Here is a 25,884-nt window from a genome sequence, read left to right as displayed (position 1 = left end):
AGCCTGCGCGGGGACACTGGGCGCCGCCCGCTGCGCGGTCTTCGCAGCCTGGGCGCCTCCTGCTGCGCGGTCTTCGTGGCCCGGATCGCGAACGCGGTGCGCTGCCGGCGGCTGCCGGCGTGGTGCGTTCGGCGTACCCCTCCCAGCCGAGACCTCTGGCGCGCGGGCGCAGGTCGGTTCAGCCCGTGGTCGGCGCGCCTGCGGCTGGTCGGGTGCGCCGCCCGGCCGCCATGGTGCGGCGTTCGGGCCGCCAGGTCGCCACGAGCGCGCCGGCCAGCAGGAGTTCGGCGATGTCCCCGCCGTAGTACATGATCTCGGCGCCTTGCTGCACCTGGTGGATGGGGGCGTGGACGTCGATCAGGAAGCCGCCGTACAGGGCCTGTGCGATCAGGGCGTGCGCGGCGATGGCGATGCCCAGGTACACCAGCCGGCTGCGTACACCGGGCCGGGTGGGTGCGGGGTCAGGTCCGGCGATGACGTGGGCGAACAGGCAGCCCGACGCCAGGAAGTGCGCGTGCAGGAGCCGGTGCCCCGCCGGGTGGGCCATGGCGGTGTCGTACAGCGGCGTGAAGTACAGCACGCCCAGGGTCGCGGTACTCAGCATGAGCGCTGTCGCGGGCCGCACCAGCAGTCGAGCCGGTGCGCTGTGCAGTGTGACGGCCACTCTGCGGGCTTGGCCGTGGGGCAGCGTGCGCAGGAGGAGCGTGACCGGCGCCGCCAGCACGAGCGCGAGGGGCGCGTACATGCCGATGAGCATGTGCTGGGCCATGTGCCCGCGGAAGTCGGAGTGCGCGGCGGGTCCCAGCGGCGGCAGCAGCGCGACGGCGAGCAGCGCCAGACCGGTGAGGAAGGATGCCGACCGCCAAGTGCTCCACCCCTGTACGGGGTTGCGGCGCCGGGCCCGGTGTGCGGCGAGCAGATAGCCACCGGCAGCGCCGAGCAGGAGCACCACCGTGAGTACGGTTCCGGGCAGGCCGTCACCGCCCCCTCCCTGCTGGTGCATCGTGCCCATCAGGCGCGGCCCCCGGCCCGCTCGCCGCCGGGGGAAGCCTCGGGGGCGACGGGCCGACCGCTGCGCTGCAGCAGATGACCGCTGATCAGGAACAAGCCGCCCAGGACGAGGAAACCCGCGTCCCACCAAGCCTGGTGGGGGCCGCCGCGGACATGGTGGATGCCGAGGATCTGGTGGTCCAGGACCCCCTCGACCAGGTTGAACAGACCCCAGCCGGCCAGGATCCAGCCCCACAGGACCCGCGAGGTCCACACCGCTCGCCGGTCGTGCGTGACCCGCGCGTACAGCATGGCCAGGCCCACCAGTACGGCGATCCAGCACACCGCGTGGAAGATGCCGTCCCACACCGTGTTCATCTCCAGCCCCGACACCGTGTGGGGGTCGTAGTACTTCACCCCGATGTGGTCGTGGTTGGTGCTGGTGAGCATGTGGTGCCACTGCAGCAGCTGGTGCAGCAGAATGCCGTCGACAAATCCGCCGAGGCCGACCCCGAGGACGATCCCCGGCAGCCGCAGAGTGTTCGGCACCGCCGGTAGTGCGCGGGCGTCGCCCGCCGTCGTGGCCATCACCTGTTGTCCGTCCCGTCGACAGTGTGCGTCAGCGTCAGGTCCTCCCGACACGGTTTCCCGTCCGGCTCACCTCAACCAACTGTCCGTACGGCTTCGGCCATGTCGCCCACGGGCCGGCGACGCACCGCTGTGCCTCGGAGAACACAGGAGTTGATGACACCGCGGCAGGGCCGGGGAGCCCCTCCGGGATGTGGGCCCGGGCTGAACGAGACCTGTTCACCCACACGCTTCTTGTGAACGAAGGCATCCAGGTTGCCCGGGACCCCACCGAGAGTCCATGACGACGTCGCTACTGTGATCGGATGACAGAATTCAGCGTCCTCGACGACGGCACCCATTGGCAGCAGGACTTCGAGCGCCGGCTGCTCGCCTCGTACACGGCGGCCGGGTTCACGCAGGCCGCCGCGGAGCGCGTGCTCGAGGGTGTACGCGCCGGCATCGGCGACTGGACCATCGCCGAAATCACGGACGCCGGCGTGCGCGTGGGGTACGTCGCCGTGGTCGTGGCCGACAACAACGGCGCCCTCGCGGGCCGTATCGGCGACCTCCACATCGACGCTCCGCACACCGGCCGAGGCCACGAGCAGGCCGCCCGGGACTGGGCCGAGCGATGGTGTGCCGAGCGTGGCGCACGCCGACTGAGCATACGTCTCACCGAGCCCGCCGGCGCGCTGTTCGACGGTTACGGTGTCCGCGGCCAGCTCAGGACGCGGCACATCGACGCCCCGCCGAAAGCCCTCGCCGGCGTCACCGCACGGCCGATGACACCGGCCGAGTACCCCGACTGGCTGGCCTCGGAGAAGGCCGCCTACGTCGGCGACATCGTCCGCTCGGGTGCCCTGGGCCGTACGGAGGCCGTACGCAAGTCCGACCGCGACTTCGCCGAACTGATTCCCCAGGGCCTGGCGACGCCCGACCACACGTTCCTGGTGCTCGAGGCGCAGGGTGAGCAGATCGGCACCGGCTGGCTGAAGCACCGGTACCTCCCGGGGGTCACCTTCGGCTACGCGCTGTACATCCAGGAGCAGCACCGCGGCAAGGGATACGGTCGAGCCGCGATGGCGGCCGGCGAACAGGCGACGCTCGAAGCCGGCGACACGACGCTGATGTTCAATGTGTGGGGCGGCAACGAGGTGGCCATGAACCTGTACACGAGCGCCGGCTACCACGTCGTGGAGGAAACCCGTTCCACCGGCCTTCCGCCCTCCGCGGCCTGACCCGGGCTCAGCACAGCACCATGGGGGGCTGTGCGCTGGCCCACGATGCGCGCGGTGCGTACGCCGCCGCCGGACGCGGCAAGGGCGGTCAGCGGGAGCAGGGTCAGGGCGGCGAAGACCGCGCCGACCAGGGGCGGACCGGTCAGGCCCAGGGTGGAGTTCAAGGCCGTACCCGCGATCGCGGAGCCGACGGCGATGCCCACGTTGAAGGCGGAGGTGCTCAGCGCGGAGGCGAGGGTGGGGGCCTCGCCGGCGAAGCGGACGGCGAGCGCGGTGACCACCGGGTTGACCGTGAACCCGGTCAGGCCCATCAGGAGGACGAGGGTGGTGACCGTGACCGGGTTGGTGGACAGCGGGATCAGCAGGAGCAGGACCAGCGCGGTCGCCGCTGCGGCGACGACGGTCGTGGCCATCGGGCGGCGGTCGCCCAGGCGGCCTCCGGTGGTGGTGCCGCCCAGGGCACCGATGCCGAAGGCGACGAGGACGAGCGGTACGGCGGCCTCGGGGATGCCGGCCCGGTCGGTCAGCAGCGGCGTGAGGTAGCTGTACGTGGCCAGCACACCGCCCATGATCAGCATCGCGGCGGTCAGCGCGAGCCAGAGCCGGCCGTGGCGCAGGGCGCCGCACTCGGCCCGCAGGGAGACGGTCGCGCGCTGTTTCCGGGCTGGGATGAAGCGGCCGATGAACGCGGCGGCGAGGGCGGAGAGCGCGGCGAGGGCCCAGAACGGGCTGCGCCAGCCGGCGTACTGTCCGGCGAACGAGCCGATCGGCACGCCCACCACGTTCGCCAGGGTCAGGCCGCCGATCATGACGCCCATGGCCCGGGTGGCCGCCGCGGGGCCCGCGGCGGCGGTGGCGACGACCGCGCCGACGGACCAGAAGGCGCCCGTCGCCAGTGCGGTGACGACGCGGGCGATGAGCACCACGGTGAAGGAGGCACTGAGGGCCGCGACGACGTGGCCGAGGCTGAAGACGGTGAGGGCCAGGATCAACGTGCGGCGCTGGGGCAGGCGCAGGGTGGCCATGGCCATGGCCGGCGAGCCGACGATCATGCCGAGGGCGAAGGCGGTGATCAGCAGGCCGGCCTTCGAGGTGCTGACACCGAGGTCGCCGGACAGCTCCGGCAGCAGTCCGGCGATGACGAACTCGGTGGTGCCCATGAGGAACGTGCCGGCGGCGAGCACCCAGACGACGAAGGGCAGCTTGCCGGGGGTGGTTCCGGGCGTGGAAGACATGCGTGCGGTCTCTCCTCGGGGCGGGCGCGGGCAGGTGGGGCTCCTGCGGCGGAGGCTGATGCGGTACAGGCGGGGAGGGTGACGTCGACGGTGGGTGCCGTCGCGTACGGCCGTCCGCCAGAGGGTCAGGGCTTGAGCAGGGCCTTGATGGCGCGGCGCTCGTCCATGGCCTGGTAGCCCTCGGCGACCTGCTCCAGGGGCAGGGCGAGGTCGAAGACCTTGCCCGGGTCGATCCGGCCGGTGAGGACCCTGTCGATCAGGTCGGGCAGGAAACGGCGCACGGGGGCGGGGCCGCCGCGCAGCCCGACGTGGGAGAAGAACAGCTCCTGGCCGTCGATCGCCACCTCGTGCGGTACGCCGACGAAGCCCACGTTGCCGCCTGGACGGGCGGAGCGCAGGGCCTGCCGCATCGCCTCGGGCGTGCCGACGCACTCCAGGACGGAGTCGGCGCCGATGCCGTTCGTCAGCTCCTTCACCCGGGCGACGCCTTCCTCGCCGCGCTCGGTGACGATGTCCGTGGCCCCGAACTCGCGAGCCAGCTGCTGCCGGGGCTCGTGGCGGCTCATCGCGATGATCCGCTCGGCGCCCAGTTCCTTGGCGGCGATCACACCGCACAGTCCGACCGCGCCGTCACCGACGATGACCGCGGTGGCGCCGGGCCCGACCTCGGCGGCGAGAGCCGCGTACCAGCCGGTGCCCATCACGTCGGAGACGGCGAGCAGGCTGGGCACGAATGCGCCGTCCGGGTGGTCGTCCGTGGCGACGAGAGTGCCCTGGGCGTTCGGGATGCGGACGTAGTCGGCCTGGCAGGTGCTCATGAACTCGCGGTTCAGGCAGGAGGACTGCCAGCCGTTGAGGCAGTTCGGGCAGGTGTTGTCCGAGGTGGCGAAGGAGCCGACGACGAACTGCCCCGGCCGGACCGAGGTGACCTCACCGCCGACCTCCTCGACAATGCCGACGTACTCGTGGCCCATGGGGTGGGGCTGGTCGATGGGCTCCAGGCCGCGGTAGGCCCACAGGTCCGAGCCGCACACGCAGGTGGCGACCGTGCGGATGATCGCGTCGGCCGGGTGGAGGATCTTGGGGTCGTCGCGCTCCTCGAAGCGGACGTCGCCGGGGGCGTGGATCACTGCGCCGCGCATGCTGGTGCTTCCTTCGTGCCGGGGATGTCGTGCGCCGGGAACGTCGTGCTGGGGTGTCCCTGAGATCGAGCGTCACATGCGGGAGCAGCGGCGAAAAGCGGAGCAACACATCCGGGGAAGGCCGCATCCTGGGAGTGATTTCTCCCCCCTTGCTCAGGTGGGACGGGTGCCATGCTGGGAAGCATGACCAGCAACGTCCCCCGCAATGAGCTGGGAGAATTCCTCAAGCGGCGCCGCGCCGAGCTGAGCCCGCGCACGGTCGGGCTGCCGGAGACGCGCGCGCCGCGCCGGGTGGCCGGGCTGCGCCGCGAGGAGGTCGCCCAGCTCGCCGCGATCAGCACCGACTACTACACCCGGCTGGAGCAGGGCCGTATGCAGGCGTCGGCTCCGGTGCTGGACGCTCTCGCCCGGGTACTCCACCTGGATGACGACCAGCGGGCGTACCTCTTCCAGCTCGCCGGCAAGACCGCCGGCCGCACCCGGCGCCGGGGCAGGCAGAAGGTGCAGCCCCAGTTGCAGCGCGTGCTGGACGACCTGACCTCCACTCCGGCCATCGTGCAGGGGCGCCGCGGCGACATCCTGGCCTGGAACGCCCTGGCCGCCGCTCTGGTCACCGACTTCTCCCGGATCCCGGAAAAGCACCGCAACTACCCCCGGATCCAGTTCACCGACCCGGCCATGCGCACCCTTTACGCCGACTGGGAAGCCTCCGCGCAGATCTCCGTGGCCCAGTTGCGGATGGAGGCGGCGAAATACCCCGAGGATCCGCGCCTGATCGAGCTGGTCGGCGAACTGTCCATGCGGGACAAGCAGTTCGCCCAGTGGTGGGGCGAGCACCGGGTCGCCGCCCGGACCGTCGGCACGAAAACCCTCAATCATCCGGTCGTCGGGGAACTCGTCCTGGACTGGGACACCCTCACCGCCAACACCGACCCCGACCAGCACCTGACCGTCTGGACCGCGGTGCCCGGCTCGCCCACCCACGAACGGCTGCGCATCCTCGCCTCCTGGGCCGCTGACCAGAACCTGTCCGCCTCGCCCTCCACCAGCTGAGGAGGCGGCCCGGCGGTGAACTCTGCGAGTCCGTTCGCGACCAGCGTGTCGAGCGTGCAACGTCGGCTCGCTCACCGCTTCCGCCCCTCCCCTGGGCCCCCGATCCTCATCGAGTCGTGAGCTTCACCGGCGCGAACAGGCCGACCGCAGACAGCTTCATCGGCTGTTGGGTGGCCTCTACGGCACGTCCTCTCGGCGGCTGATCCTCCGCGCGAGTCGCGTGGTGGACCGCGAACCCCACTCCGGCGCAGGCCAACTGGCACCGGTCCGCGACGTGCCGAACGCAGGCTTCAGCAAGCCGTGTTCGGGCGAGCCCAAGTCGCCGCTGCAGCTCCCCGGCCCAGCCGCATGGCCTGCTGCAAGCCGGCGGCCAGGACTCGGGCCTGCACGACCCGGGCTCCCGGCATCTCCCGGTTGCAGAGCCGAAGCGCAACGACAGGCGCGACGGGACAATGCGGCGTACCGCGCCCCGTCGGCCCAGGAGCCGTGTCCGCCCGCGGACTCTTCCGGTCGCATCGATTCCATGGCGGGCCCCTGACCGCCGCCAGTACGGCCGCAGCGCGTGCCGGCCGCCGCCGGAGTGCGCGGGGTGAGGGGATCCACGCGTCAACTCCACGGTGACCGCACGGTGGCGCGATCTCTCGGTCCGGGCAGCGGTACGGTGTGCCCCTGACCATCACCGGGCCGATGGCCTGTGATCACCAGGGGAGTTCTATGCACCACCGCAGACCGCGCCACCGCCGCAGGCTCATAGCCCGAGCGGTCGGTACCGCAGGTGTGCTCGCCGTCGCCCTGGGTGCCGGGGTGACGCCGTCGATGGCCGCCGGGAAGACGCCCTCCCATCCCACGGCCACGGGGTCGTCGCCCGATCAGGACACCACGAACGACCAGGACAACACGAACTGGGCGCCCGAGAATGACAGCGCGGCCGTGCCCAAGGGCACCCACCCGGCCGCCACACTCAGCAGGGGCCGGACCTCCGCCGTCCAGCTCAGGCTTCCCGCGCCGAGCGGGCGCTACCAGGTCGGCACGTTCAGCCAGCACCTCGTCGACAAGTCCCGCACAGACCCGTACGTACCGGGCAACCGGGCGCGCGAGTTGATGGTGACGTACTGGTATCCGGCCTCGTCCACGTCCGGGTACCCGCTGGCACCGTGGATGCCGTCGGGTTCGGGTGCTCACTTCCTCTACTCGCGCGGCCTGTCGCCGCAGCAGGTCACGCTGCCGCAGACCGCGAGCCACGTCCTGGCCCCGGTCAAGACCTCGCTCGGCAAGCTGCCCGTGGTCCTGTACTCGACCGGGCTGCACTCGGACCGCGCGATGGGCACCGCCCTGGCCGAGGACCTCGCCAGCCGCGGTTACATCGTCATCGCCGTCGACCACACGCACGACGCCAACGAAGTGCAGTTCCCGGACGGACGGCTCGAGGTCAACACCATGCCGGCCGGGGCGCACTCCTCCGACACGCTCAACGTGCGCGCCGCCGACATCCGCTTCGTCATCAACCAGCTCGGCACCATCGCCAAGGGCGGCAACCCGGACGTCGACCGCGCGAAGCTTCCGTCCGGTCTGTCGCGGGCGGTGGACACGTCCCGCGTCGGGATGTTCGGCTGGTCGCTGGGCGGCGCCGCGGTGGACACCGCGATGCAGCTCGACCACCGCATCGCCGCGGGCGCCAACCTGGACGGCCAGTTCTTCGGCACGGCGCCGGGCAAGGACCTGAACCGCCCGTTCATGCTCTTCAGTTCCGGCACGCACAACCGCAACAACGACTCGTCGTGGCGCACGCTGTGGCCCCATCTCAAGGGATACCGGGTCGACATCCAGCTGCACGGCTCCAGGCACCTGTCGTTCAGCGACAACGAGTGGCTGGTGCCGCAGGTGGCGCCCCTGCTCGGGATGTCGCCGGACCAGGTGCGGCAGCAGTACGGCTCGATCGACCCCAACCGGGCGATCAAGGTCCAGCGTGACTACCTCGCCGCCTTCTTCGACCAGGAGCTCCGCAAGAAGCACAGCACCCTCCTGGACGGCCCCTCCAAGAGTTACCCGGAGATCGCCTTCGTCCGCTGACCGGACCCCGAGAAACGGGCCCCTCGTGGGGCCCGCCCATCCCGGGCGCCCGGCCGAGTGCGACCTGGGCCACCGCACCGGCACGACACGAGTACGAGTACGACCCGGGGACGTAAGTGTGATTGTTGTGTGATCTCATGCGGCTAAAGTGTGCGCCTGTCGAACGTTCGGGCGCTCGCCGCCCGGTTGAGAGAGGATCCGCCGCCCTGCCCACCGCTTCCCGGGCACCGCGCCACAGCGCACCCTCCGCCCGCCAGAATGCCGCTGCCGGGCCAGGTGCGCCCGCCGGGCGCCTCGCTCGTCGTACGACTGCCCGGGGTAGCCGCCCTCCCCGTGGCCGGCCCGAAGGCCATCCGGCCCACGGGCGTGCCAGAAGCCGTGTCGACCACCGCGTCCTGTGCACGGGCCTCGACGACCGGGCCCGCCACAGCGCCCCCACCCCGGCCGGGCTGCCCCCGACGGCACCGTCACCGACGGGCTGTCCCAGCCGTACTGCCACCCACGCACGACCACCGGCGGTCTGCCGGAGGGCACGCACCGGCGCCGCCCGCGGCTCCCGGGCAGCCCACCGCCTGTGACCCGCCGCACCGCCTGACCACTGAAGGACCACCGCAATGGCCACCCTCCCCACCGCCCAGACCACCGGCGCCCGCAGCGGCCACCGGGCCGCGCGCCGGCGCGGCAGCCGGCCGGAAGCTCCGGCGGCCTGGGAACGTCCGGCGCTGGCCGCGGTGCTGGTCGTCGCCGCGCTGCTGTACGGCTGGGGCCTCGGGCACGCCGCGATTCACCCCTACTACAGCGCGGCGATACGGTCCATGGCCGCCAGTTGGCGGGCCTTCTTCTTCGGCGGTCTGGATCCCAGCGGTTCGATCACCCTCGACAAGCTGCCCGGCGCCTTCTGGCCCGAGGCCGTATCGGTCTGGATCTTCGGCCCGAGCACGTGGGCGGCCGCGCTGCCTCAGGTCATCGAGGGCGTGCTCACCGTATGGCTGCTCCACCGGATCGTACGGGCCTGGGCCGGGCCCTTCGCCGCGCTGGTCGCCGCGCTGGCGCTCACCTTCACCCCGGTCACCGTGGTCCTGAACAGGGCCACCATCCCGGACACCGCACTCACGCTGCTGCTGGTGGCGGCCGCCGGCGCCCTGCAGAAGGCGGTGCGCTCCGGGCAGCTGCTGCCGTTGATCACCTGCGGCGTGTGGGTCGGGCTCGCCTTCCAGGCGAAGATGCTGCAGGCATGGCTGGTGCTGCCGGTCTTCGCCCTCGTCTACCAACTCGCCGCGAGCGGCACGCCGTTGCGACGGGTCCTGCGCCTGCTGCTGAGCGGTGCGGTGGCCTTGGCCGTCTCCTGCTCGTGGGCGCTGCTCGCCTGGGTGACGCCCGCCGCGGACCGCCCGTACGTCGACGGCACCTCCAACAACAATCCCTTCAGCCTGGTCTTCGGCTACAACGGCCTGAGCCGCTTCAGCGACGACGACACCGCGCTCGGTGCCGTGTCGGGGACCGCCGCCAGCCGGACCTCCGGGAACACCGGCTGGGGCATGCTGGTCAACCACACCGTCGGCCCGCAGATCGCCTGGTTCCTGCCGCTGGCCGTGCTCGCCACCGTACTGGGCCTGCTCTGGCGCGCCCGCGAACCGCGCACCGACCTGCTCCGCGCCGGTTTCCTCCTGTGGGGCGGCTGGCTGGCCGTGCACGCCGTGGTGTTCAGCGTCTCCAACGGCAATCACCCGTACTACACGGCCGTGCTCGCACCGGCCGTCGCCGCGCTCGCCGGTGGCGGGCTCGCCCTCTTCCGGTCCGAGTACGAGGCAGGTGGCCGGCGGCGCGTGTGGCTGCCGTCGGCCATCGTGCTGACGGTGGTCTGGGCGGTGGTGCTGGACGTGCCGACCTTGTTCGTCTCCTGGCTGCTGCTGCTCGCCGTGGGCCTCGCGGGGTGCGGCGCGCTGGGCCTGTGGACCAACGAGTCACGCGCCTCCCAAGTGATGGTCCAGGGCTCCCTGGCCGCCGGAATCGCGGCCACTCTGCTCCTGCCCGCCGGCTGGGCCGTCTCCGCGCTGGACCCGCTGTACGCGGGCGCCTCCACGTCGCCCACAGCCGGTCCGGTCGGCAAGGTCTACCGCAACGCCGTCCACCACCGGTCCGCTCTCCGCCGGGTCGGGCTCGACCGGCCCAGCGCCCGCGACACCGCTCTGCTCGACTACCTCACCGCGCACCACCACGGCGAGAAGTACCTCCTCGCCACCCAGGCCGCCTACCCCGCGGAGCGCCTGCTGCGCGCCCGGTCCCAGCCCATGCTGGTCATGGGCGGCTTCACCGGCAAGACCCCCTTCCCCACCGCCGACGAACTCGGCACCCTGATCACCACCCACCAGCTCCGCTACGTACTGCTCACCCCCCTGCGGCCCACCACCCCGGCCACTACATGGGTGAAGTCCCACTGCACACGCATCCACTCCAAGGCCTACGGCTGGCGCACCAGGGGAAGCCTCAGCCTTTACGACTGCCACCCGGGCAACTGAGCCGACGGCACCGCCGACCCCGGCGTGCCTGCGAGTCGCCCCAAGCCCTCCCACGGCCGCGCACCCGGCATGCGGGGTGGCTCAGGGCTTCTCGGGCGTCGGCGGGAGGAGTCGTAGTGCGTGCAGGGCCACCGAGATCTCGGCGACGGCGCGGGGGTCCTGCAGGGAGCGGCCGGTCAGTTCCTCCAGGCGGCGCAGCCGGTAGCGGACGGTGTTGCGATGGCAGTAGAGCCGCCGCGCGGTGTCGGCCGCCGACCCCCCGGACTCGTACCACTGCTCCAAGGTGTCCAGCAGCCGATGCCGTTCCTCGGGTGGCAGTTCCAGGACACGCGCGAAGACCGTGTCCGCGATCCGGGTCGCGTCGTCCACGTTCGCGGCGACCAGCAGGGCGAGGGGACTGTCGTCGAACCGGACCAGGCCCGGCGTCCCCGCCGGCAGCCGGGCCAGCGCGAGGCGCGCGTAACGCAGGGCCCTGGGGGTGTCGCGCAAGGCATCGTACGCGGGGCTGATCCCCACCCGGGCCGGGGTGAAGCCGCCGAGGACTCGAAGGACGGCGTCCTCACCGTCCGGGACGCGGACCGCTGTCACGCCGATGTGCAGGTCGGGCAGCAGCCGCCAGGCCGAGCGGATCCGTTCGGCCTGCAGCCGGGCCTCGATGCCGGGCAGTGCCTCCCGGCCCGGTGCGGGGACGGCGGCGGCCACCACGGCGAACGGCCCCTCGGTCGGCAGGCCGAGCGCGTCGGCGGCCTCCCACAGGGTGGTGCGGTCGGTGAGTACGCCCGTGAACAGGGCCTCCACCAGCACGGACCGTTCACGGTCGCGCTGGAGGAGCAGTTCGGACGCCGTCTCGCGGTAGGCGTCGCTGGCCGCCGCCGCGAGGCCCTCGTTCACCCACCAGGCGGCCAGGGACACGATGGTGTCGGCGGTGACGGCCCGTGCGGCACGGGCTTCGGCCGCCAGCTCGGACCACAGGAACTCGGAGCCGACGCGATAGGCGTGCAGCAGCTCCCCCAGCGGCGCTCCCTCGCGTGCCGCCCTGCGTCCCGTCTCCTCGGCCGGGTCCATGCCGGCCGTGCAGCCGTTGGCCAACTGCCCGAAAACCAGCTCGGTGTTACGGCGGCAGCTGGCGGTCAACTCCTCCAAGGCGACGGGGCCTTGGGCACCGTAGTAGGTGACCTCGGCCCGGATGCGGCGGGCCATCCGGGCGCCGAGCTCCTGCGCGCGGCCGAGCAGCGCGGTCGCGACGGGGGCGATCTCGGCGGGTGGCGGTGGCGTGCGGGGCATGACCAGCAGGTTACAAATCGCCGCGCCGCGCACAAGAAGGCTGTGCACGGGGACAACCGGGCCGCCGCACCGCTGTGTGCGGGCACATGGCCCGCCGGATCGACGGCCACGACGATGTCCGCAACGTTACCGGCCGGTATCGGAGTTGCGTTCCCGTCCTCACACTCCCCTGGAGCAGCCGTGCCCAGAGCCGCGACCACCAGCACGCACATCACTCATCGAGCGCCACGCGCCCAACACACCCGGGAAGCGCGGAACACCCGGGCCGACCGGCGCGTGAAGGCGCTGGCGAAGGGCGTATCCGCGCTCGGCGGCGGTGTGCTCCTGGCCACCGCCTCCGCCGCCGTCCCCGCCCACGCGGCGTCCGTCAGCCCTGGTTCGAGCGGTGCGCCGGCCGGCGTCTACGCGGCACTCGGCGACTCCTACGCCTCCGGTGCCGGCATCCCCGCCCAGTCCGGCGGCGCGTGCATGCGCTCCGACCACGACTACGGCCACCTCGTCGCCGCCGACCTGGCCTTCGGCACGTACAGGGACGTCAGCTGCGCCGGCGCGAAGACCGGCGCACTGACCACCGCCCAGACCGACGCCGGGGCCGTCGTCAACGGTCCCCAGATCGACGCCCTCACACCCGACACCACGCTGGTCACCCTCACCGTCGCCGGCGACGACCTCGGCACGTCCGACTTCGGCTTCGCCGACATCGCGGCCACCTGCTCCACCCTGTCCGTGACCAATCCGCTCGGTACGCCGTGCCGCGACTTCTACGGCGACACCCTCAGCGAGCGGCTCGACTCCGCCGCGACACAACTCCGCGCCGCCCTCAAGGCGCTTCAAGACCGCGCACCACGTGCCGAGGTGCTGGTCGTCGGCTACCCGGCCGTACTCCCCGACGACCCCGTGCAGTGCCTCGGCAAGATGCCGGTCACCACCGGGGACCTCGCATTCCTGCGCTCCGTGCTCGGCGAGCTCAACGACACCGTCGCCGCGGCCGCCCGCGCCGCCGACGCCACGTACGTCGACACCCTGACCCCGACCCGGGGCCACGACAGCTGTTCCTCCACGCCGTGGATCGAGGGCCTGTTCCCCACCTCGCCCACGCTCCCCCTCCATCCCAACGCCACCGGTGAACTCGCCATGGCGAACGCCGTACTGGCCGCGCTACGCCACTGATTCCCACCCGGCCGTCCGGCCGCCCCACGCGGGCCGGACCCGGTCCCCTGGGCGGGCCGCGGCGGCGGCCGGCGCGGGGGCTGCAGGCCGCGGCGGCGGCCGGCGCGCGAAAACAGGGTGCGCCCGCTCACCCGCCTCGCGACCCTGCCGCAAGGGTCCATCGTCTCCAGCCCCTGGCCATCCGGCACACCCGCCGTCTTCCCGCCCCGGCAGGGCCGGTCGGCGAAGGCGCCGTCGCCGCACGGCAGTTCGACGCTGTTGATATCCGTGGAGTCCGGGCCGGGTCGCACTGCTGGCGGCCTTCCTGCGGGCCCCGGACGGCCGGTGGCACGCCAAGTGGCTGCACCCGTAGCTGAAGGGGACTCCGACGTCCGACCGCGTCGAGGGCAACCGGGTGACGGTGGCGGGGGCCATGAAGGGGCTTCCTTCTCACCACTCCTTGGATCCAGCCTCCTCGCGTTCTTTCCCCGTCACCTATGATCATGGGCATGTCGGCACTCCGCGAGCGTTCCGCCCACAGTCAACTGGCCCCCGGTGAGCGCCTCCTGGCCTACGCCACCGTCGTCCCCGCCAAGAGCGCCAAGGGCATCGGCATCGGGGCATCCCTCGCGAACCACATGGTCAACACCATGGGCGCGCAGTCCGGTGGAGCGGGCAGCATCGCCGCGGGGATGCCGCGCACCTCCGGAGCGCTGTTGATGCGCGTGACCGACCAGCGCGTCGGACTGGTCCAGCCACTGGACGGCACCCCGGTGTGGGAGGTGCCGCGGTCGTGGGTGACCCGGGTCGAGCGCCGGCCCCGGACGCAGCTGATGGCCCGCTTCCGGCTGCACTTCGCCGACGGCTCGTGGCTCGCCTTCCTCACCATGCGACGCCGTACGATCGAGCAGTTCCGCTCCCTCATCGGCTGACGTCGCCCGACTGCCCTCCCTGCCGCCCTCCCTGCCGCCCTCCCTGCCGCGCACATACCGTCCGCGGGCGCCTGTCCCTCTCCTCGGCCGTTCCCACGCCCGCCGTCAGGCGCGAGAGTAGAGCCCGCATACCCCTCCGGGGTATAAAGTGGAGCTCGCCGGCGGCATACAACGGCGAAGGGTGTGCACCATGCATGCGATCGGCCACGCGCTGTCCATCGCCGGGTCCATGACCTGGGAGATCACCTGGGCGTTGATCCTCGGCTTCACGTTGTCGGCCGTCGTCCAGGCGGTGGTTCGCCGGGAGACGGTGGCACGCCTGCTGGGGGACGACCGGCCCCGTACGCTCGCCCTGTCCGCGGGGCTCGGCGCAGCCTCGTCGTCCTGCTCGTACGCCGCCGTCGCGCTCGCCCGCTCGCTGTTCCGCAAGGGGGCGAACTTCACGGCGGCGATGGGCTTCGAGATCGCCTCGACCAACCTGGTGGTCGAACTGGGCGTGATCCTGGCGCTGTTGATGGGGTGGCAGTTCACCGCCGCGGAGTTCACCGGCGGCCCGATCATGATCGTCGTACTCGCGGTGCTGTTCCGGCTCCTCCTGCGTGAGCGGTTGCTGCGGCAGGCGCGGGAGCAGGCCGAGCGCGGGCTGACCGGATCGATGGAGGGGCACGCGGCGATGGACATGTCGGTGCGCGCCGAGGGCGGCTTCCTGCGCCGGCTCCTCTCCCGTGACGGCCTCACCTCCGTCTCGCACATCTTCGTCATGGAGTGGGCGGCGATCCTTCGCGACCTGGTCGCGGGACTGCTGATCGCCGGGGCGATCGCCGCGTGGGTGCCGGACGACTTCTGGCGCGCCTTCTTCCTGGCCGACCATCCGCTCGCGGCGAAGCTGATCGGGCCGCTGATCGGGCCGGTGGTGGCGATCGCCACGTTCGTCTGCTCGATCGGCAACGTGCCGCTGGCCGTGGTGCTGTGGAAGGGCGGCATCAGTTTCGGCGGTGTCATCGCCTTCATCTTCGCCGACCTGCTGATCCTGCCGATCCTGAACATCTACCGGAAGTACTACGGCGCACGGATGGCCGCCTTCCTGCTGGGCACGTTCTTCGCCGCGATGGCGGTGGCCGGCTATGTCGTGGAGTTCTCCTTCGGGGGTCTCGGCCTCATCCCCGACCAGGCCGACGCGAAGATCCCCCAGGAAGGCGTCAGCTGGAACTACACGACCTGGCTCAACATCGCCTTCCTGCTGCTGGCCACCGCTCTCCTGGTCCGTTTCCTGCGCACCGGCGGCCCGGCGATGCTGCGCATGATGGGCGGCTCACCGGCCCGGGGCGGGCATGACCACGACCACACGCACGGTGACGGCGAGCACCACCCTCACTGAACCGCTGCGGCCGGCGCCGTCTTGGCGGTTCCTGACCCTCCACGCACCCGCGGGTTTCGAGCGGTTCACGCTCGAGCTCGCCACACCCGCCGTGTCCACCGACGTCCCGCCCATCGTCGATCTCCCTCCGGACTCTGCGGCGCTCGCGTCGGCGGCTCGCTCCCGCGGCATCGAAATCCTCGGATCGGCGCTCCTGCCCTGACCGGCGCCGGGACCGCCTGGCCCACGAGGATCGCGCCCGGCGTCAGCGGGCGCAGCCGACGTCCAGTACCTCGACCACGTCGTCGCGGATGGTGTACACGAGCCAGCACCACTCGCCGAACGCGGCGGCGAGGTCCGGCGCCCGTGTCTCGTCGTCGTCGGTGACCGCGGTGATGAGCATGATGATCTCTTCGTGCATCTCGTTCGGCACGTCGAAGAGCACGTTGGCGGCCCTCTGGATCATTTCGACTTTCATGGCACCCCCCGGACAAGCAGGAGCGGCTGGGTTCGGCGGAGCCGGGACCGAGTCTTCGGGCTGCGCTCAGCGTCCGAACAGACCCCTCGTGACCACCGTAAACCCACCGGGGGCACACCGATGCCACTGAATGGCGGATGGCTTCGGTCCCGGCATCCGGAAAACGTGTCCACCGACGCAACCGGCGCAGCAAGACCAACACCAGTCACATCACCCCCCATCGCGTGGGCCGGGATCTTGGGCCTCCGCAAAACCCGTTGGCGGAACCACGGCAGCCACTGCTACGTTGCCGGAGGCCGTGCAAGAGAGCGAGGAGGTGGTACCCGTGAACGTATCGACAGGGGTGCTCCCCTCCGGGGCCACGGTCGGGCGATAGGTCGTCCGGGAGCGCCGTTCCATGGCACTCCCGAAAGGCACGACCGTGCACTTCACTTCTGAACAGCGTCTCGACGACGCTGTCCTCGAGCGCGCATTCACCCTCGGCGAGATCCCGGGCATCCTGTGGACGCCCGGATCCGCGTGCGCCTCCGCCCCGGCGCCGCTGATCCTGCTCAGCCCCCCTCCTCTGGGGCTGCGCAAGGCGTACCCCCGACTGGTGGCCCGGGCCCGGCACTCCGCGGCGGATGGCTTCGCCACGGCCACCATCGAACTACCCGGCAGCGGCGACCGCCCCCGCCTGCCCGCCGCCGAGCGAGCCCACGCCGACCTGCGCCGGGCCATGGAGGCCGGCGAGCCGGTAAGCGACGAGATCATCGACGCCCTCATCCTCCCGCTGGTCGACAAGGCGGTCCCGGAATGGCAGGCCGCCCTGGACGCCCTCCTGTCGCTGCCCGAACTCGGCGGCCCGGTCGGGTACTCGGGGGGAGTGATTTCCATCGGGACCCGGCTGGCGGTGGTGGAGCCGCGCATCTCGGCCGCTGTTCTGTTCGCCGGGAGTTTCGTCCCTCGCGCCATGTTCGAGGAGGCCCGTCAGGTCACCATTCCCCTGCACGTCCTGCTGCAGTGGGACGACGAAGGGAACGACCGGCAGGCGGCCCTGGACCTGTTCGACGCCTTCGGCTCCGAGGAGAAGACGCTGCACGCCAACATGGGCGGGCACACCGGCGTCCCGCCGTTCGCGGGGGACGCCGCGGCCCAGTTCTTCACCCGGCACCTGAAGTGACGCCGGTCCGTCAGACAACCAGCAGACGGCAGCCGTGTTGGCCAGGACGCTGCTCATCCAGGTGTGCCGGCCGGGAGGTTGGTTTCCACTGGCCTCACAGGGTCCAGCCGTGGGACGTGGCTGTGGAGCCATGCCTTGCTATGACACTCGACATAGGTCGGCGCAGCCACACCAGCCCCTCCGCCTGCAACTCGTAGATCGTCTGTCAGCGGCACGCGCGGCCGGCGGCCACCTCACCGTCACGGCGCCGCCCGCCAAGTACCAGGCCTGGGCGCACGACTCCCCCGGCGACAAGAAGTGACGTTCAAGAAGGAGCCGTCAGGCAAGTCCGCCTGGATCTGTCGGCGGCGGTCAGCCGTCGACGTCGCAGGAACCCCGGGTGCGGGGCTGCTGGGTGGGAGACTCCGGCGCGGGTACAGGCGCGGGCACTGGCTTGGGCGGCCGGAGGCGGAGGAGCACCGCGGCGGTGGCGAGCGCGGTGGCGGCCCCGGCCACCAGCAGGCTGGTGTGCAGTCCGTCGACGAAGCCGGAGTCGAAGTACCGCAGTGCGGTGCGGAGGTTCAGGCCCAAGTGGGCGGGGGCGACTCCGCGCTGGGCGACGATGAGGTGAGCCGCGGTGCCGCGCTCGCTGGGGTCGGGCACGCTGCCGGAGCCGGCGAGGTTGCCGGCGACCGAGGTCTCGGCGCGAGCGTTGAGCAGCGAGCCGAGCACGGCGATGCCCAGGGCCGTGCCCACCTGGCGGGTGGTGTTGACGGTGGAGGCGGCCGACCCTGACCGCTCCCGGGGTACGGCGGCCATGGCGGCCGCGTTGGTGGGTGCGATGCCGAGTCCCATGCCCAGGCCGAGAACCGCGAAGAGCACGCCCACCTGCCCGTAACCGGTGGTGGGGGTGAGGCTCAGCAGACCCAGCAGGCCGACGCTGACCAGGCCGTAGCCGGCCACCATGACGCCTCGGGGGCCGAAACGGGCGGTCAGCTTTCCGGCCTGCGTCGAGCCGATGGCGATGGCCGCCGAGTACGGGAGGAACTTCACGCCGGTCATCGCCGCGCTGGTGCCCTGGACCTGCTGCAGGTAGAGCGACAGCAGGTAGAAGGTGCCGTAGGCGCCGAAGCCGAGTATGAACGATGCGATGTTGGTGATCACGAAGCGCTGGTCGGAGAAGAGCGAGACCGGCAGCATGGCGCGCGGAACACGACGCTCGACGGCGACGAAGGCGAGGAAGGCGACGACGGCCACGCCGAAGAGCACCAGATTCCGTGTCGCGCCCCAGCCGTCGCGGCCGGCCTCGTTCACCGCGTAGGTGAGCGCGGCGAGCCACACGATCCCGAGGATCTGGCCGACGGGATCGGTGGCCGCGTGCTCCGGGTCGGCGGACTCGGCGATGCTTTTGATGCCGGCGGTGAGGGCGATGATGCCGAGGGGCACGTTGATCAGGAAGATGGCGGGCCAGCCGGCGGAGTCCGTGAGCGCTCCGCCGAGAAGGGGTCCGAGTACGACGGCCAGGGCGCTGCACGCGCCCCACAGGCCGATCATCCGGGCCCGCTTCGCCTGGTCCGGGAACCCCTGTGCCAACAGCGACAGTGCTCCGGGAGTGACGGTGGAGGCTCCGGTGCCCTGCAGCAGCCTCCCGATCACCAAGGTGGTGGTGTTGGATGCCACCGCGCACAGCACCGAGCTGAGAGTGAACAGGGCGAGCCCGGCCAGGAAGACCTTCTTGCGCCCGAAGCGGTCGCCCAGCGCGCCGCCGGTGAGCATGAAGGCGGACAGGCACAGGGTGTAGCCGTCCACCACCCATTGGATGTCTGTGATCCGGGCGTGCAGGTGGGTCTGCATGGCCGGAAGCGCCACGTTGACGACGCTCATGTCGAGCAGGGCCATGAAGGTTCCGAGGAAGACTGCTGTGATCAGCCCGACGGGATGGCGCGGTGCGGACACAAGGGCTCCTGACCGGTCGTGAGGAAAAGCCGATGGGCCGCACCGTTCCACTTCATGTCGACTTGAAGTCAAGCGTCCAGGTAGGCGTCGACCTCCCGGTGGACCACCGGGCACTCCTCCGCCGGGCGATCACGCGGGCAGTCCAGGTAGTGCACGAGGTAAACCCGGGCCCGCCCGAGACGGTCGATCTGCTCGTCGATGGCCGCCAGGCGCCCGTGCACCGTCTCCCGCCAATGACCGGTCTCCGTGCGTCCGGCCAGCACAGTCGCGATCTCGTCCAGGCTCAGCATGCCGCTCTCCTGCCAGATCCGGATCAAGGCGATCCGCCGCAGCTCCGTGGCCCCGTAGAGCCGCCGCCCCGATTGCCGGGCCGCGGGTCGCAAGAGCCCCCGTTCCTCCCAGTAACGCAGCGTCGGCGCAGAGATCCCCAGCCGGTCGGCGACCTCGCCGATCGTCAGATATTTCGTCCCCTCATGCATGGTCGACATCATGCGTCGGCATGAGCTCACCCGTAGGTGCACCCTGCAGGATCCGGTGCATGGATCCGGAGCTGCTGGAGCGGATCATCGCGCGGCGTGCGGAACTGGACGAGCTTGAAGAACAGCCGGCCAAGCAGTTGGCAGAGGTGCGGGCGGAGCGGGACGAGCTCGCCGTCGCCGAACGGGTCCTGGAGCGGGTGAGTGGACAACTCGCCGACGAGCGGGCCTCGGCCGCGCTCATGCCCGGGCAGGTGGGTGGCCGGCACGGTGATGGGCTGCTTCCGTACCGCGAGCTGGACGTGGAGAAGACCATGCTCCTGCCGGATTACGAGCGCATTGGTCGGGCTCGTCGATCGCGGCTGGCCGCGCAAGCTTCCCGACGGCCGGTTCACCACCCGCCTGTGACCGAGGCACTGTTGCCCTGAACGATGAGGCGCGAGCGTAACCGGCATGCCTCCGGCGGCCGTTGGAATGGTGCCCGCGCCACCCGCCTCCTGCGCGCCTTGCTCGTTCTGACGAACCTCGAAGTCAACCGCTGATGGACGATCTCCTCCACGGACAACCGCCCACGGCCAGCGTGAGCACCCTGAGTACCGGTCATACCAGCCTTCTGGCCGGCGTCTTCAAGGTGGCGGCAATCAATGCGAGGGAACCTCGACGGCGAGATCGTCCACCACAGCCCGCAGACCGCCCTGGTGTCGTTCCGCCACGCGCCTCTGTCGCGCGGAGCCGGACCCGTTGAGCTGCACATGGGCCAGCCAGGCACTTACGCGCCGGTCGTCGCCGTGACGGCTGAGGTGCGGCTCGGCCCGTTTCCACAGCTCCTCGATCAGCCGGGCGACGGCCGTCGGAGCGCAGTCGCGGGTGTGTGTGCCCGGCAGGGTGCCGACCGGCCCGTGCCGGGCGGCCTGCCAGCACGCCGCCCGTAACAGCAGCTCCGGGACGTCCGGGGCGGGTTCGCCGGAGCGCACCAGCTCCACGGCGTGCCCGACGAGCGCACGGACGAGCAGCGCGTACGCGGTGGTGGTCCTGGCGTCGGGCAGCACGTCCGCGATGCGTACCTCGATGGTGGGCAGATGCGCCGACGGCCGGACGTGCCAGTAGACCATGGCCGGATCCAGCGCCGCTCCGGAGGCCACGAGCCGGTCGACGAGCCGTTGGTAGTGCGCCGCGTCGCGCAGGTGGGGAGGAGGTCCGGCCGAGGGCCAACGGCTCCAGACCACCGAGCGCCAGCTCGCGTATCCGGTGTCCGCCCCATCGCCGTAAGGGGAGTTGGCGGTCAGGGCCAGCAGCAGCGGCATCCAGCCCCGCAGGTGGTTGACCGCCCGGACGGCTTCCTCCCGGTCGGCCACGCCGACGTGTACGTGGCAGGCGTTCACGCCCTGCCCGTGCACCACGGGCCCGAAGCGGCCGGCGAGGGCCCGGTACCGGGCCTTGTCGAGGATGGGCGGCGGCCCGGAGCGGCCCAGCACCGCCACCCCGCTGGGCACCAGCAGACAGTCGTGCTCGGCCGCCGCGGCAGCCGCACCGGCGCGTAAGCGAAGTACTTCCGCCTCCACTTCGGCTCCGGTACGGCACACCGCACTGACCGTCTCCAGCTGGGACTGCGACAGCTCTGGGCTCACATGCGGCCCGCCGAGGCGAGCTCGCGCGGCAGGCACCACGGAAACCGACCTGGACACGGCCGACCTGGTGCGCCGGTCGGCCAGGACGAACTCCTCCTCCACACCGACCGTCGGCGGTGCGGGCGCCTCCGGCGAGCACCCGGACCCGCCCGCAGCAGCAGGGGTCACGGCGTCAAACGGCTCTGGCACATCCAGCCCCTTCGGGAGACACGGGACACCGGCATCCACTCGGCACGACTCGGCGCAGCTCGCGCTCACTCCTCACGCGCCGGGGCGCTCAGGCCGGTTACCGACGAACAACGAGTGGGACCGTCATGCTGAGCCTTCGGGCGAAGCCGCTGCAAGCGGTTGCCCGGCCACCGTCACAGCGCACGGACCGGCCACCCGCCGCCCCGTGGAGTCCTGCGTCAGCTTTCGGACGCTCTCCGACAGGGGCACGCAGAACCGTTTGATGATCCGCTCACGGACGTCGCGCGTGTCCGCCACCATCGACTAGTGCCGCGGAACCGGCCAGTGCCAGCACCAGGCCGATGCTGAACGGGAGCCAGCGGTGCTCGACGAGGTCCCATGCGTTCCAGTGCAGGACGCCGGCGGCCTGCGCGTCGTCGGGGTCGGCGGGGTCGTACCTGACCGATTAACCGAACTCTGTTCGATATGTCAAACAAGTCGTCTCGCGATCCTCACTCCGCTGGGAGCTCCCATGAGCCGTTGACATGGGCACACGCTCCCCACTGAGTGATGATGGACACTCCAGGAATGCACCATTCAATATGCTTTGCTCCCTTGCCATTGATCGGCTGCCGGGCCCGAATCGTCGGGCACCGGGACGGGAGCCGTCCAGGTGGGCGAAGACGAGGCCTTACCGAGGCGCCGTACCCTGCTGGGAAACGTCCGTGCGGGCGGGAGCGGAGCCGCGCGGATCCTGGTGGGGGAAGCAAGGCTCCGGGCACCTTCAATGCCGGCCGTCCCGCCGAGGGCTTTCGCACAGTGCCCGTCGTCCGGGAACGCATTTCACGCGCCGTTCGTCTACAGTTCCGTAGACCGTCTACTTCACTGTAGTCATTCGCTGCCGGACGTTCATTCTCGTCCGAGCCGCAGGAAAGGCGCCCATGACCGCTCCACCGCATCTGGCCGCGCAGCTGGCCGTCAACGTGCTCGACGCCCATTCACTGCTGGCCGCCTTCGGCGTGCTGGGCGTAGGCGTGGTGATGTTCGCCGAGACGGGCCTGCTGATCGGGTTCTTCCTGCCGGGTGACTCCCTGCTGTTCACGGCGGGGCTGCTGTGCACGGGTACGGCGGACCAGGCCGTGAAACTGTCCCTGGCACCGCTGCTGCTCGCGGCGGCCCTCGGCGCGCTGGCCGGGGCGCAGTGCGGATACCTCCTCGGCCGGAAGGCGGGCGGCGCGCTGATAGCCCGCAGCCGTTCCCGGCGGCTGCACGAGGGGGTGAAGCGCGCCGAGGAGCTGCTGGAGCGGTACGGGCATGCCAAGGCCGTCGTGCTGGCCCGGTTCATCCCGGTGGTGCGGACGGTGCTGAACCCGATGGCGGGCGCGCTGGAGGTCCCGGTGCGGACGTTCACGGTGTGGCAGGTGACGGGCGGCCTGGCCTGGAGCGTCGGGCTCACTCTCGCCGGCTATGCGCTGGGCTCCTCGATCCCGAACGTCGACCGTTACCTGCTGCCGCTGGTCGCGTTGATCGTCGTCGTGTCCCTGGTCCCGCTTCTCGCCGAGGTGCTGCGGGCCCGCCGTGGCGCCGGCGCGAGGGGAGGAAGCAAGTGATCCTGGCCTTCGACGGGTCCTCCATCGACGGCTCCGCCTATGCGGACGTGGTGCGCCTGGCCCAGCACTCCCCCGGCTGGCTGGACGACACCGTCTCGGCCTGGTCGACGTACGGGCTGGCGGTGTTCGCCGTCCTGGCCGCCGTCGGCTGGTGGCGCGCCCGGCGCTCGGGGGTTGTCGCTGCCGCGGTGACGGCGCTGCTGGTGCCGGTGGTCGTGATCGTGGCCTACGGCGTGAACTCCGCCCTGAAGCTGATGGTGCGCGAGGACCGGCCGTGTCAGAGCCTGCACGTGCGGACGCTGGAGGCGTGTCCGGCGCCCGGCGACTGGTCCTTCCCCAGCAACCACGCGGCCATCGCTGCCGCGGCCGCCGTGGCCCTGGTGTTCGTCTCGCGCCGGCTCGGGGTGACAGCGGTCGTGGCCGCGCTGGCGATGGGAGTCTCCCGGGTGTGGGTCGGCGCACACTATCCACATGACGTCCTGGCCGGTCTGGCCGTCGGCGCCCTGGTGGCCGGAGCGGCGATGGTCGCGATACGACGGCAGTCGGAAGCCTTGGCGCGCCGGCTCACCGCCCTGCGCCTGGGTGCCCTGCTGCTGACGTCATGAGTCGCTGAGAGGTGACGGCTGTCCGAATCGTTCATCGTAGGTACGACCCCGGCCGGAAGGCCCACGGAGGATCATGCGCCCCAAGATCCTGATCGTCGAGGACGATCACGCCCTGCGGGACGTGCTGCGCCGGGGTCTGTACGACGAGGAGTTCGAGCCCGTCCTCGCGGCCGACGGCGCCACCGCCCTGCGGCTGGCCACCGCCGACATCGCGGCGGCCGTCCTGGACGTCGGCCTGCCCGACTCCGACGGCCGGGACGTGTGTCAGGCGATGCGCGCCAACGGCTTCGTCGCCCCCGTGATCTTCCTGACCGCCCGGCACCAGCTCACCGACCGCCTGTCCGGCTTCTCCGCCGGCGGTGACGACTACCTGCCCAAGCCCTTTCACCTCGCCGAGCTCGCCGCCAGGCTGAGAGCCGTCATCAGACGGACCGCCACCACGGCGATGACCTCGGCCGGCGACCTGGTTCTGGACCCGGTGGAACACGGCGCGACCGTGCACGGTGCCCGCCTCACCCTGTCGCCCACCGAGTTCCGGCTGCTGGCCATGCTCGTCGCCGCGGACGGCACCCTTGTGCGCCGCCGCGACCTGGTGCGCGCCGGCTGGCCCGAGGGCGCGCAGGTCAGTGACAACACCCTGGACCAGTACCTGAGCCGGCTGCGCCGCAAGCTCCGGGAGGCGGGCAGCAGCCTCAGCATCAGTACGGCACGGGGGATCGGACACCGTCTGGCATGAACCGCGACCTCCACGTCCTCCGCGGCCTCCGCCGCCTCGCCCCGCGCACCCTGCGCGGCCGGCTCTCGCTCGTGGCGCTGACCACGGCCGCCCTGCTGATGACGATCCTGACCGTGGTGTTCAACGCCGTCATGGACCGGCACCTGCAGCATCAGGCCGACGACGAGTTGCGCAACCGCGCGGCAGCGGTCGCCACGACCGTCGACACCAGCGGTCCCCGGGTCCGCGTCCTGGAAACCGCCAACGACCGCCTCCTCGACACCAACGTGTGGATCTACGCCGGAAACCGCCTGCTGGAGAAGCCGCCGTCCACTGCGGACGGCAGCCCCCTGACACTGGCCGCCGACCGGCTGGCCGCGCAGCGCGAGCACGCCTGCACCACCGTCCAGTCCCACGGTCAGCGCCCCGCAAGGCTGTGCTCTCATCCCCTCCCCGGCCGCCACGCCGTCGCCTCTGTCGTCACCGCACTGGATCTCGCCCCGTACCGCAGCTCGGCCGACACCCTGCTGCTGGGGTCACTGGTTCTCGACGCCGTGATGCTCGGCTGCACTTACGCACTCACCCGTCTGTCCGTCGGCCGGGCCCTGCGCCCGGTGCGGACGATGACCGACCAGGCCACGCAGTGGAGCGCCATAGGCTCCGACGAGCGGTTCGGAACGGAGGATCATCCGGCCGAACTCGCCCGGCTGGGAGCCTCGTTGGACCAGCTCCTGGACCGCATCCGCACCGTATTGCGCCACGAGCAGCAGCTGACGGGAGAGCTGTCCCACGAACTGCGCACCCCGCTGACCCGGATCATCATGGAACTCGACTGGTGGCGGGCCCGCCCGCGCACGGACGCCGAGACCCGAGCCGCGCACGACGCGATCGCCGAGGCCGCCCAGTCCATGCGGACGATCTGCGACACCCTGCTCAATGAGGCCCGCGAGAACGCGCTGAACCCGTCGACGACCCCCGGAGCGACCGATGTCGTGCCCGTCCTGGACCGCCTGCTCAAGAACCTCCACACCCCAGGCGCGGTGAAGACCACGGTGGAGGCGGAAGCACCGGTGCTGGACGCGGGGATAGCCCCCGCCCTCCTCGAACGCATCGTCAGCCCGCTGCTCGCCAACGCCGCCCGCTACGCCCGCTCCCGCGTGACCGTGACCGCCCGGCGGGTGTCCGGCGCCGTGCGGATCGAGGTCGTCGACGACGGCCCGGGCGTACCGGAGGGATTCGTGGGCGAGCTCTTCCAGCCCGGCCGACGCGCCGACTCCGGTGACGGGCACGACGGCGCGGGCCTGGGGCTGCCCCTCGCCCGACGCCTGGCCCGCGCCGTCGGCGGGGAGGTGTCCTACGACCCCGGGCACGCCCCCGGCGCCAGGTTCACGGTCAGCCTGCCCGCCGGGTGACGGTCGGAGTGGTCGCCGACCCCTACCTGAACGCATCCTGACCGGCCGCGGCGCCGCGCGCCTCCTCGGACCGGCCCCCGCGGCGTCGTCCCTCACCCTCGCCTGCGGCATGAACAACAGCAGCACCGGCGCCGTCCTGATCACCACCACGCTGCC

General features: G+C 71.5%; 21 protein-coding genes and 1 pseudogene. 13 read left to right on the top strand and 9 right to left on the bottom strand.

The genetic code is table 11. The features are described 5' to 3' along the window. Window positions 1-178: 178 nt before the first annotated feature. Window positions 179-1,003, bottom strand: coding sequence for a cytochrome c oxidase assembly protein (locus tag ABB07_RS37680; protein ID WP_208902924.1), 825 nt, complete (start codon window positions 1,001-1,003; stop codon window positions 179-181). Window positions 1,004-1,011: 8 nt separating this feature from the next. Further along, a complete protein-coding gene (locus ABB07_RS37675; RefSeq protein WP_208902923.1) occupies window positions 1,012-1,578 on the bottom strand; it encodes a DUF2243 domain-containing protein in 567 nt (188 codons plus the stop codon). Window positions 1,579-1,883: 305 nt separating this feature from the next. Between ABB07_RS37675 and ABB07_RS37670 the strand changes: the two genes are divergently transcribed. Then, window positions 1,884-2,798, top strand: coding sequence for a GNAT family N-acetyltransferase (locus ABB07_RS37670; protein WP_208902922.1), 915 nt, complete (start codon window positions 1,884-1,886; stop codon window positions 2,796-2,798). Here the strand turns inward: ABB07_RS37670 and ABB07_RS37665 are convergent. Together ABB07_RS37665 and ABB07_RS37660 are read right to left on the bottom strand one after the other, a co-directional pair. Further along, the gene (locus ABB07_RS37665; protein WP_208902921.1) at window positions 2,744-4,033 is read right to left on the bottom strand and encodes an MFS transporter; all 1,290 of its coding nucleotides are present in this window, start codon (window positions 4,031-4,033) and stop codon (window positions 2,744-2,746) included. The genes ABB07_RS37670 and ABB07_RS37665 overlap by 55 nt on opposite strands. 125 nt (window positions 4,034-4,158) lie before the next feature. Further along, window positions 4,159-5,175, bottom strand: a complete 1,017-nt coding sequence (locus ABB07_RS37660) for a zinc-dependent alcohol dehydrogenase family protein (protein WP_208902920.1) — start codon at window positions 5,173-5,175, stop codon at window positions 4,159-4,161. 171 nt (window positions 5,176-5,346) lie between these two features. Between ABB07_RS37660 and ABB07_RS37655 the strand changes: the two genes are divergently transcribed. The 3 genes from ABB07_RS37655 to ABB07_RS37645 all read left to right on the top strand — a co-directional run bounded on the left by ABB07_RS37655 (window position 5,347) and on the right by ABB07_RS37645 (window position 10,817). Then, complete coding sequence (locus ABB07_RS37655; RefSeq protein WP_208902919.1) at window positions 5,347-6,228, top strand: helix-turn-helix transcriptional regulator; 882 nt, start codon at window positions 5,347-5,349, stop codon at window positions 6,226-6,228. A gap of 714 nt (window positions 6,229-6,942) precedes the next feature. Continuing rightward, window positions 6,943-8,298, top strand: coding sequence for an alpha/beta hydrolase family protein (locus tag ABB07_RS37650; RefSeq protein ID WP_244189663.1), 1,356 nt, complete (start codon window positions 6,943-6,945; stop codon window positions 8,296-8,298). A 614-nt stretch (window positions 8,299-8,912) separates the two neighbouring features. Further along, entirely contained in the window at window positions 8,913-10,817 is a 1,905-nt protein-coding gene (locus ABB07_RS37645) for an ArnT family glycosyltransferase (RefSeq protein WP_208902918.1), read from the top strand. Between the two features lie 81 nt (window positions 10,818-10,898). Here ABB07_RS37645 and ABB07_RS37640 read toward each other — a convergent pair whose 3' ends face one another. Then, window positions 10,899-12,101, bottom strand: coding sequence for a PucR family transcriptional regulator (locus tag ABB07_RS37640; RefSeq protein WP_208902917.1), 1,203 nt, complete (start codon window positions 12,099-12,101; stop codon window positions 10,899-10,901). A gap of 180 nt (window positions 12,102-12,281) precedes the next feature. Here ABB07_RS37640 and ABB07_RS37635 point away from each other — a divergent pair, with 180 nt between their 5' ends. The 3 genes from ABB07_RS37635 (at window position 12,282) to ABB07_RS37625 (ending at window position 15,560) form a co-directional block, all read left to right on the top strand. Continuing rightward, window positions 12,282-13,271: an SGNH/GDSL hydrolase family protein gene (locus tag ABB07_RS37635; RefSeq protein ID WP_244189662.1), complete on the top strand. Its 990-nt coding sequence runs from the start codon at window positions 12,282-12,284 to the stop codon at window positions 13,269-13,271. Between the two features lie 488 nt (window positions 13,272-13,759). Beyond that, the gene (locus ABB07_RS37630) at window positions 13,760-14,182 is read left to right on the top strand and encodes a hypothetical protein (RefSeq protein ID WP_208902915.1); all 423 of its coding nucleotides are present in this window, start codon (window positions 13,760-13,762) and stop codon (window positions 14,180-14,182) included. A gap of 190 nt (window positions 14,183-14,372) precedes the next feature. After that, window positions 14,373-15,560, top strand: coding sequence for a permease (locus ABB07_RS37625; protein ID WP_208902914.1), 1,188 nt, complete (start codon window positions 14,373-14,375; stop codon window positions 15,558-15,560). Window positions 15,561-15,804: 244 nt separating this feature from the next. On the opposite strand, the gene ABB07_RS37620 is transcribed toward ABB07_RS37625, so the two are convergent. Further along, window positions 15,805-16,005: a hypothetical protein gene (locus ABB07_RS37620; RefSeq protein ID WP_244189661.1), complete on the bottom strand. Its 201-nt coding sequence runs from the start codon at window positions 16,003-16,005 to the stop codon at window positions 15,805-15,807. 433 nt (window positions 16,006-16,438) lie between these two features. On the opposite strand from ABB07_RS37620, the gene ABB07_RS37615 reads away from it, so the two are divergent. Further along, on the top strand, window positions 16,439-17,179 hold the full coding sequence (locus ABB07_RS37615; RefSeq protein ID WP_208903794.1) for a dienelactone hydrolase family protein: 741 nt from the start codon (window positions 16,439-16,441) through the stop codon (window positions 17,177-17,179). Window positions 17,180-17,530: 351 nt separating this feature from the next. Here ABB07_RS37615 and ABB07_RS37610 read toward each other — a convergent pair whose 3' ends face one another. Continuing rightward, window positions 17,531-19,114 (bottom strand): MFS transporter, encoded by a 1,584-nt coding sequence (locus tag ABB07_RS37610; RefSeq protein WP_208902912.1) that lies wholly within the window; start codon window positions 19,112-19,114, stop codon window positions 17,531-17,533. Window positions 19,115-19,182: 68 nt separating this feature from the next. Further along, window positions 19,183-19,593 (bottom strand): MerR family transcriptional regulator, encoded by a 411-nt coding sequence (locus ABB07_RS37605; protein ID WP_208902911.1) that lies wholly within the window; start codon window positions 19,591-19,593, stop codon window positions 19,183-19,185. Window positions 19,594-19,652: 59 nt separating this feature from the next. On the opposite strand from ABB07_RS37605, the gene ABB07_RS37600 reads away from it, so the two are divergent. After that, window positions 19,653-20,018, top strand: a complete 366-nt coding sequence (locus tag ABB07_RS37600) for a hypothetical protein (protein ID WP_244189839.1) — start codon at window positions 19,653-19,655, stop codon at window positions 20,016-20,018. A 213-nt stretch (window positions 20,019-20,231) separates the two neighbouring features. Here ABB07_RS37600 and ABB07_RS37595 read toward each other — a convergent pair whose 3' ends face one another. Further along, window positions 20,232-21,320, bottom strand: coding sequence for a carboxylate-amine ligase (locus ABB07_RS37595; RefSeq protein WP_279617434.1), 1,089 nt, complete (start codon window positions 21,318-21,320; stop codon window positions 20,232-20,234). Between the two features lie 1,007 nt (window positions 21,321-22,327). Here ABB07_RS37595 and ABB07_RS37590 point away from each other — a divergent pair. From ABB07_RS37590 to ABB07_RS37575, 4 genes and pseudogenes are all read left to right on the top strand, one after another. Beyond that, entirely contained in the window at window positions 22,328-22,996 is a 669-nt protein-coding gene (locus ABB07_RS37590) for a DedA family protein (protein ID WP_208902909.1), read from the top strand. Then, a pseudogene (locus ABB07_RS37585) lies at window positions 22,993-23,583 on the top strand (phosphatase PAP2 family protein); the annotation flags it as partial. The gene ABB07_RS37590 and the pseudogene ABB07_RS37585, both read left to right, overlap by 4 nt. A 91-nt stretch (window positions 23,584-23,674) precedes the next feature. Further along, on the top strand, window positions 23,675-24,337 hold the full coding sequence (locus tag ABB07_RS37580; protein WP_208902907.1) for a response regulator transcription factor: 663 nt from the start codon (window positions 23,675-23,677) through the stop codon (window positions 24,335-24,337). Next, complete coding sequence (locus tag ABB07_RS37575) at window positions 24,334-25,728, top strand: sensor histidine kinase (RefSeq protein WP_208902906.1); 1,395 nt, start codon at window positions 24,334-24,336, stop codon at window positions 25,726-25,728. Before ABB07_RS37580 ends, ABB07_RS37575 begins: the two co-directional genes overlap by 4 nt. Window positions 25,729-25,884 lie beyond the last annotated feature (156 nt).

Origin of the sequence: Streptomyces incarnatus, from assembly GCF_001027185.1 — a bacterium.
GTDB lineage: Bacteria > Actinomycetota > Actinomycetes > Streptomycetales > Streptomycetaceae > Streptomyces > Streptomyces puniciscabiei.
The sequence above is the reverse complement of the archived record's forward strand: the minus strand, read 5'-3'. Positions and strand labels throughout refer to the sequence as shown.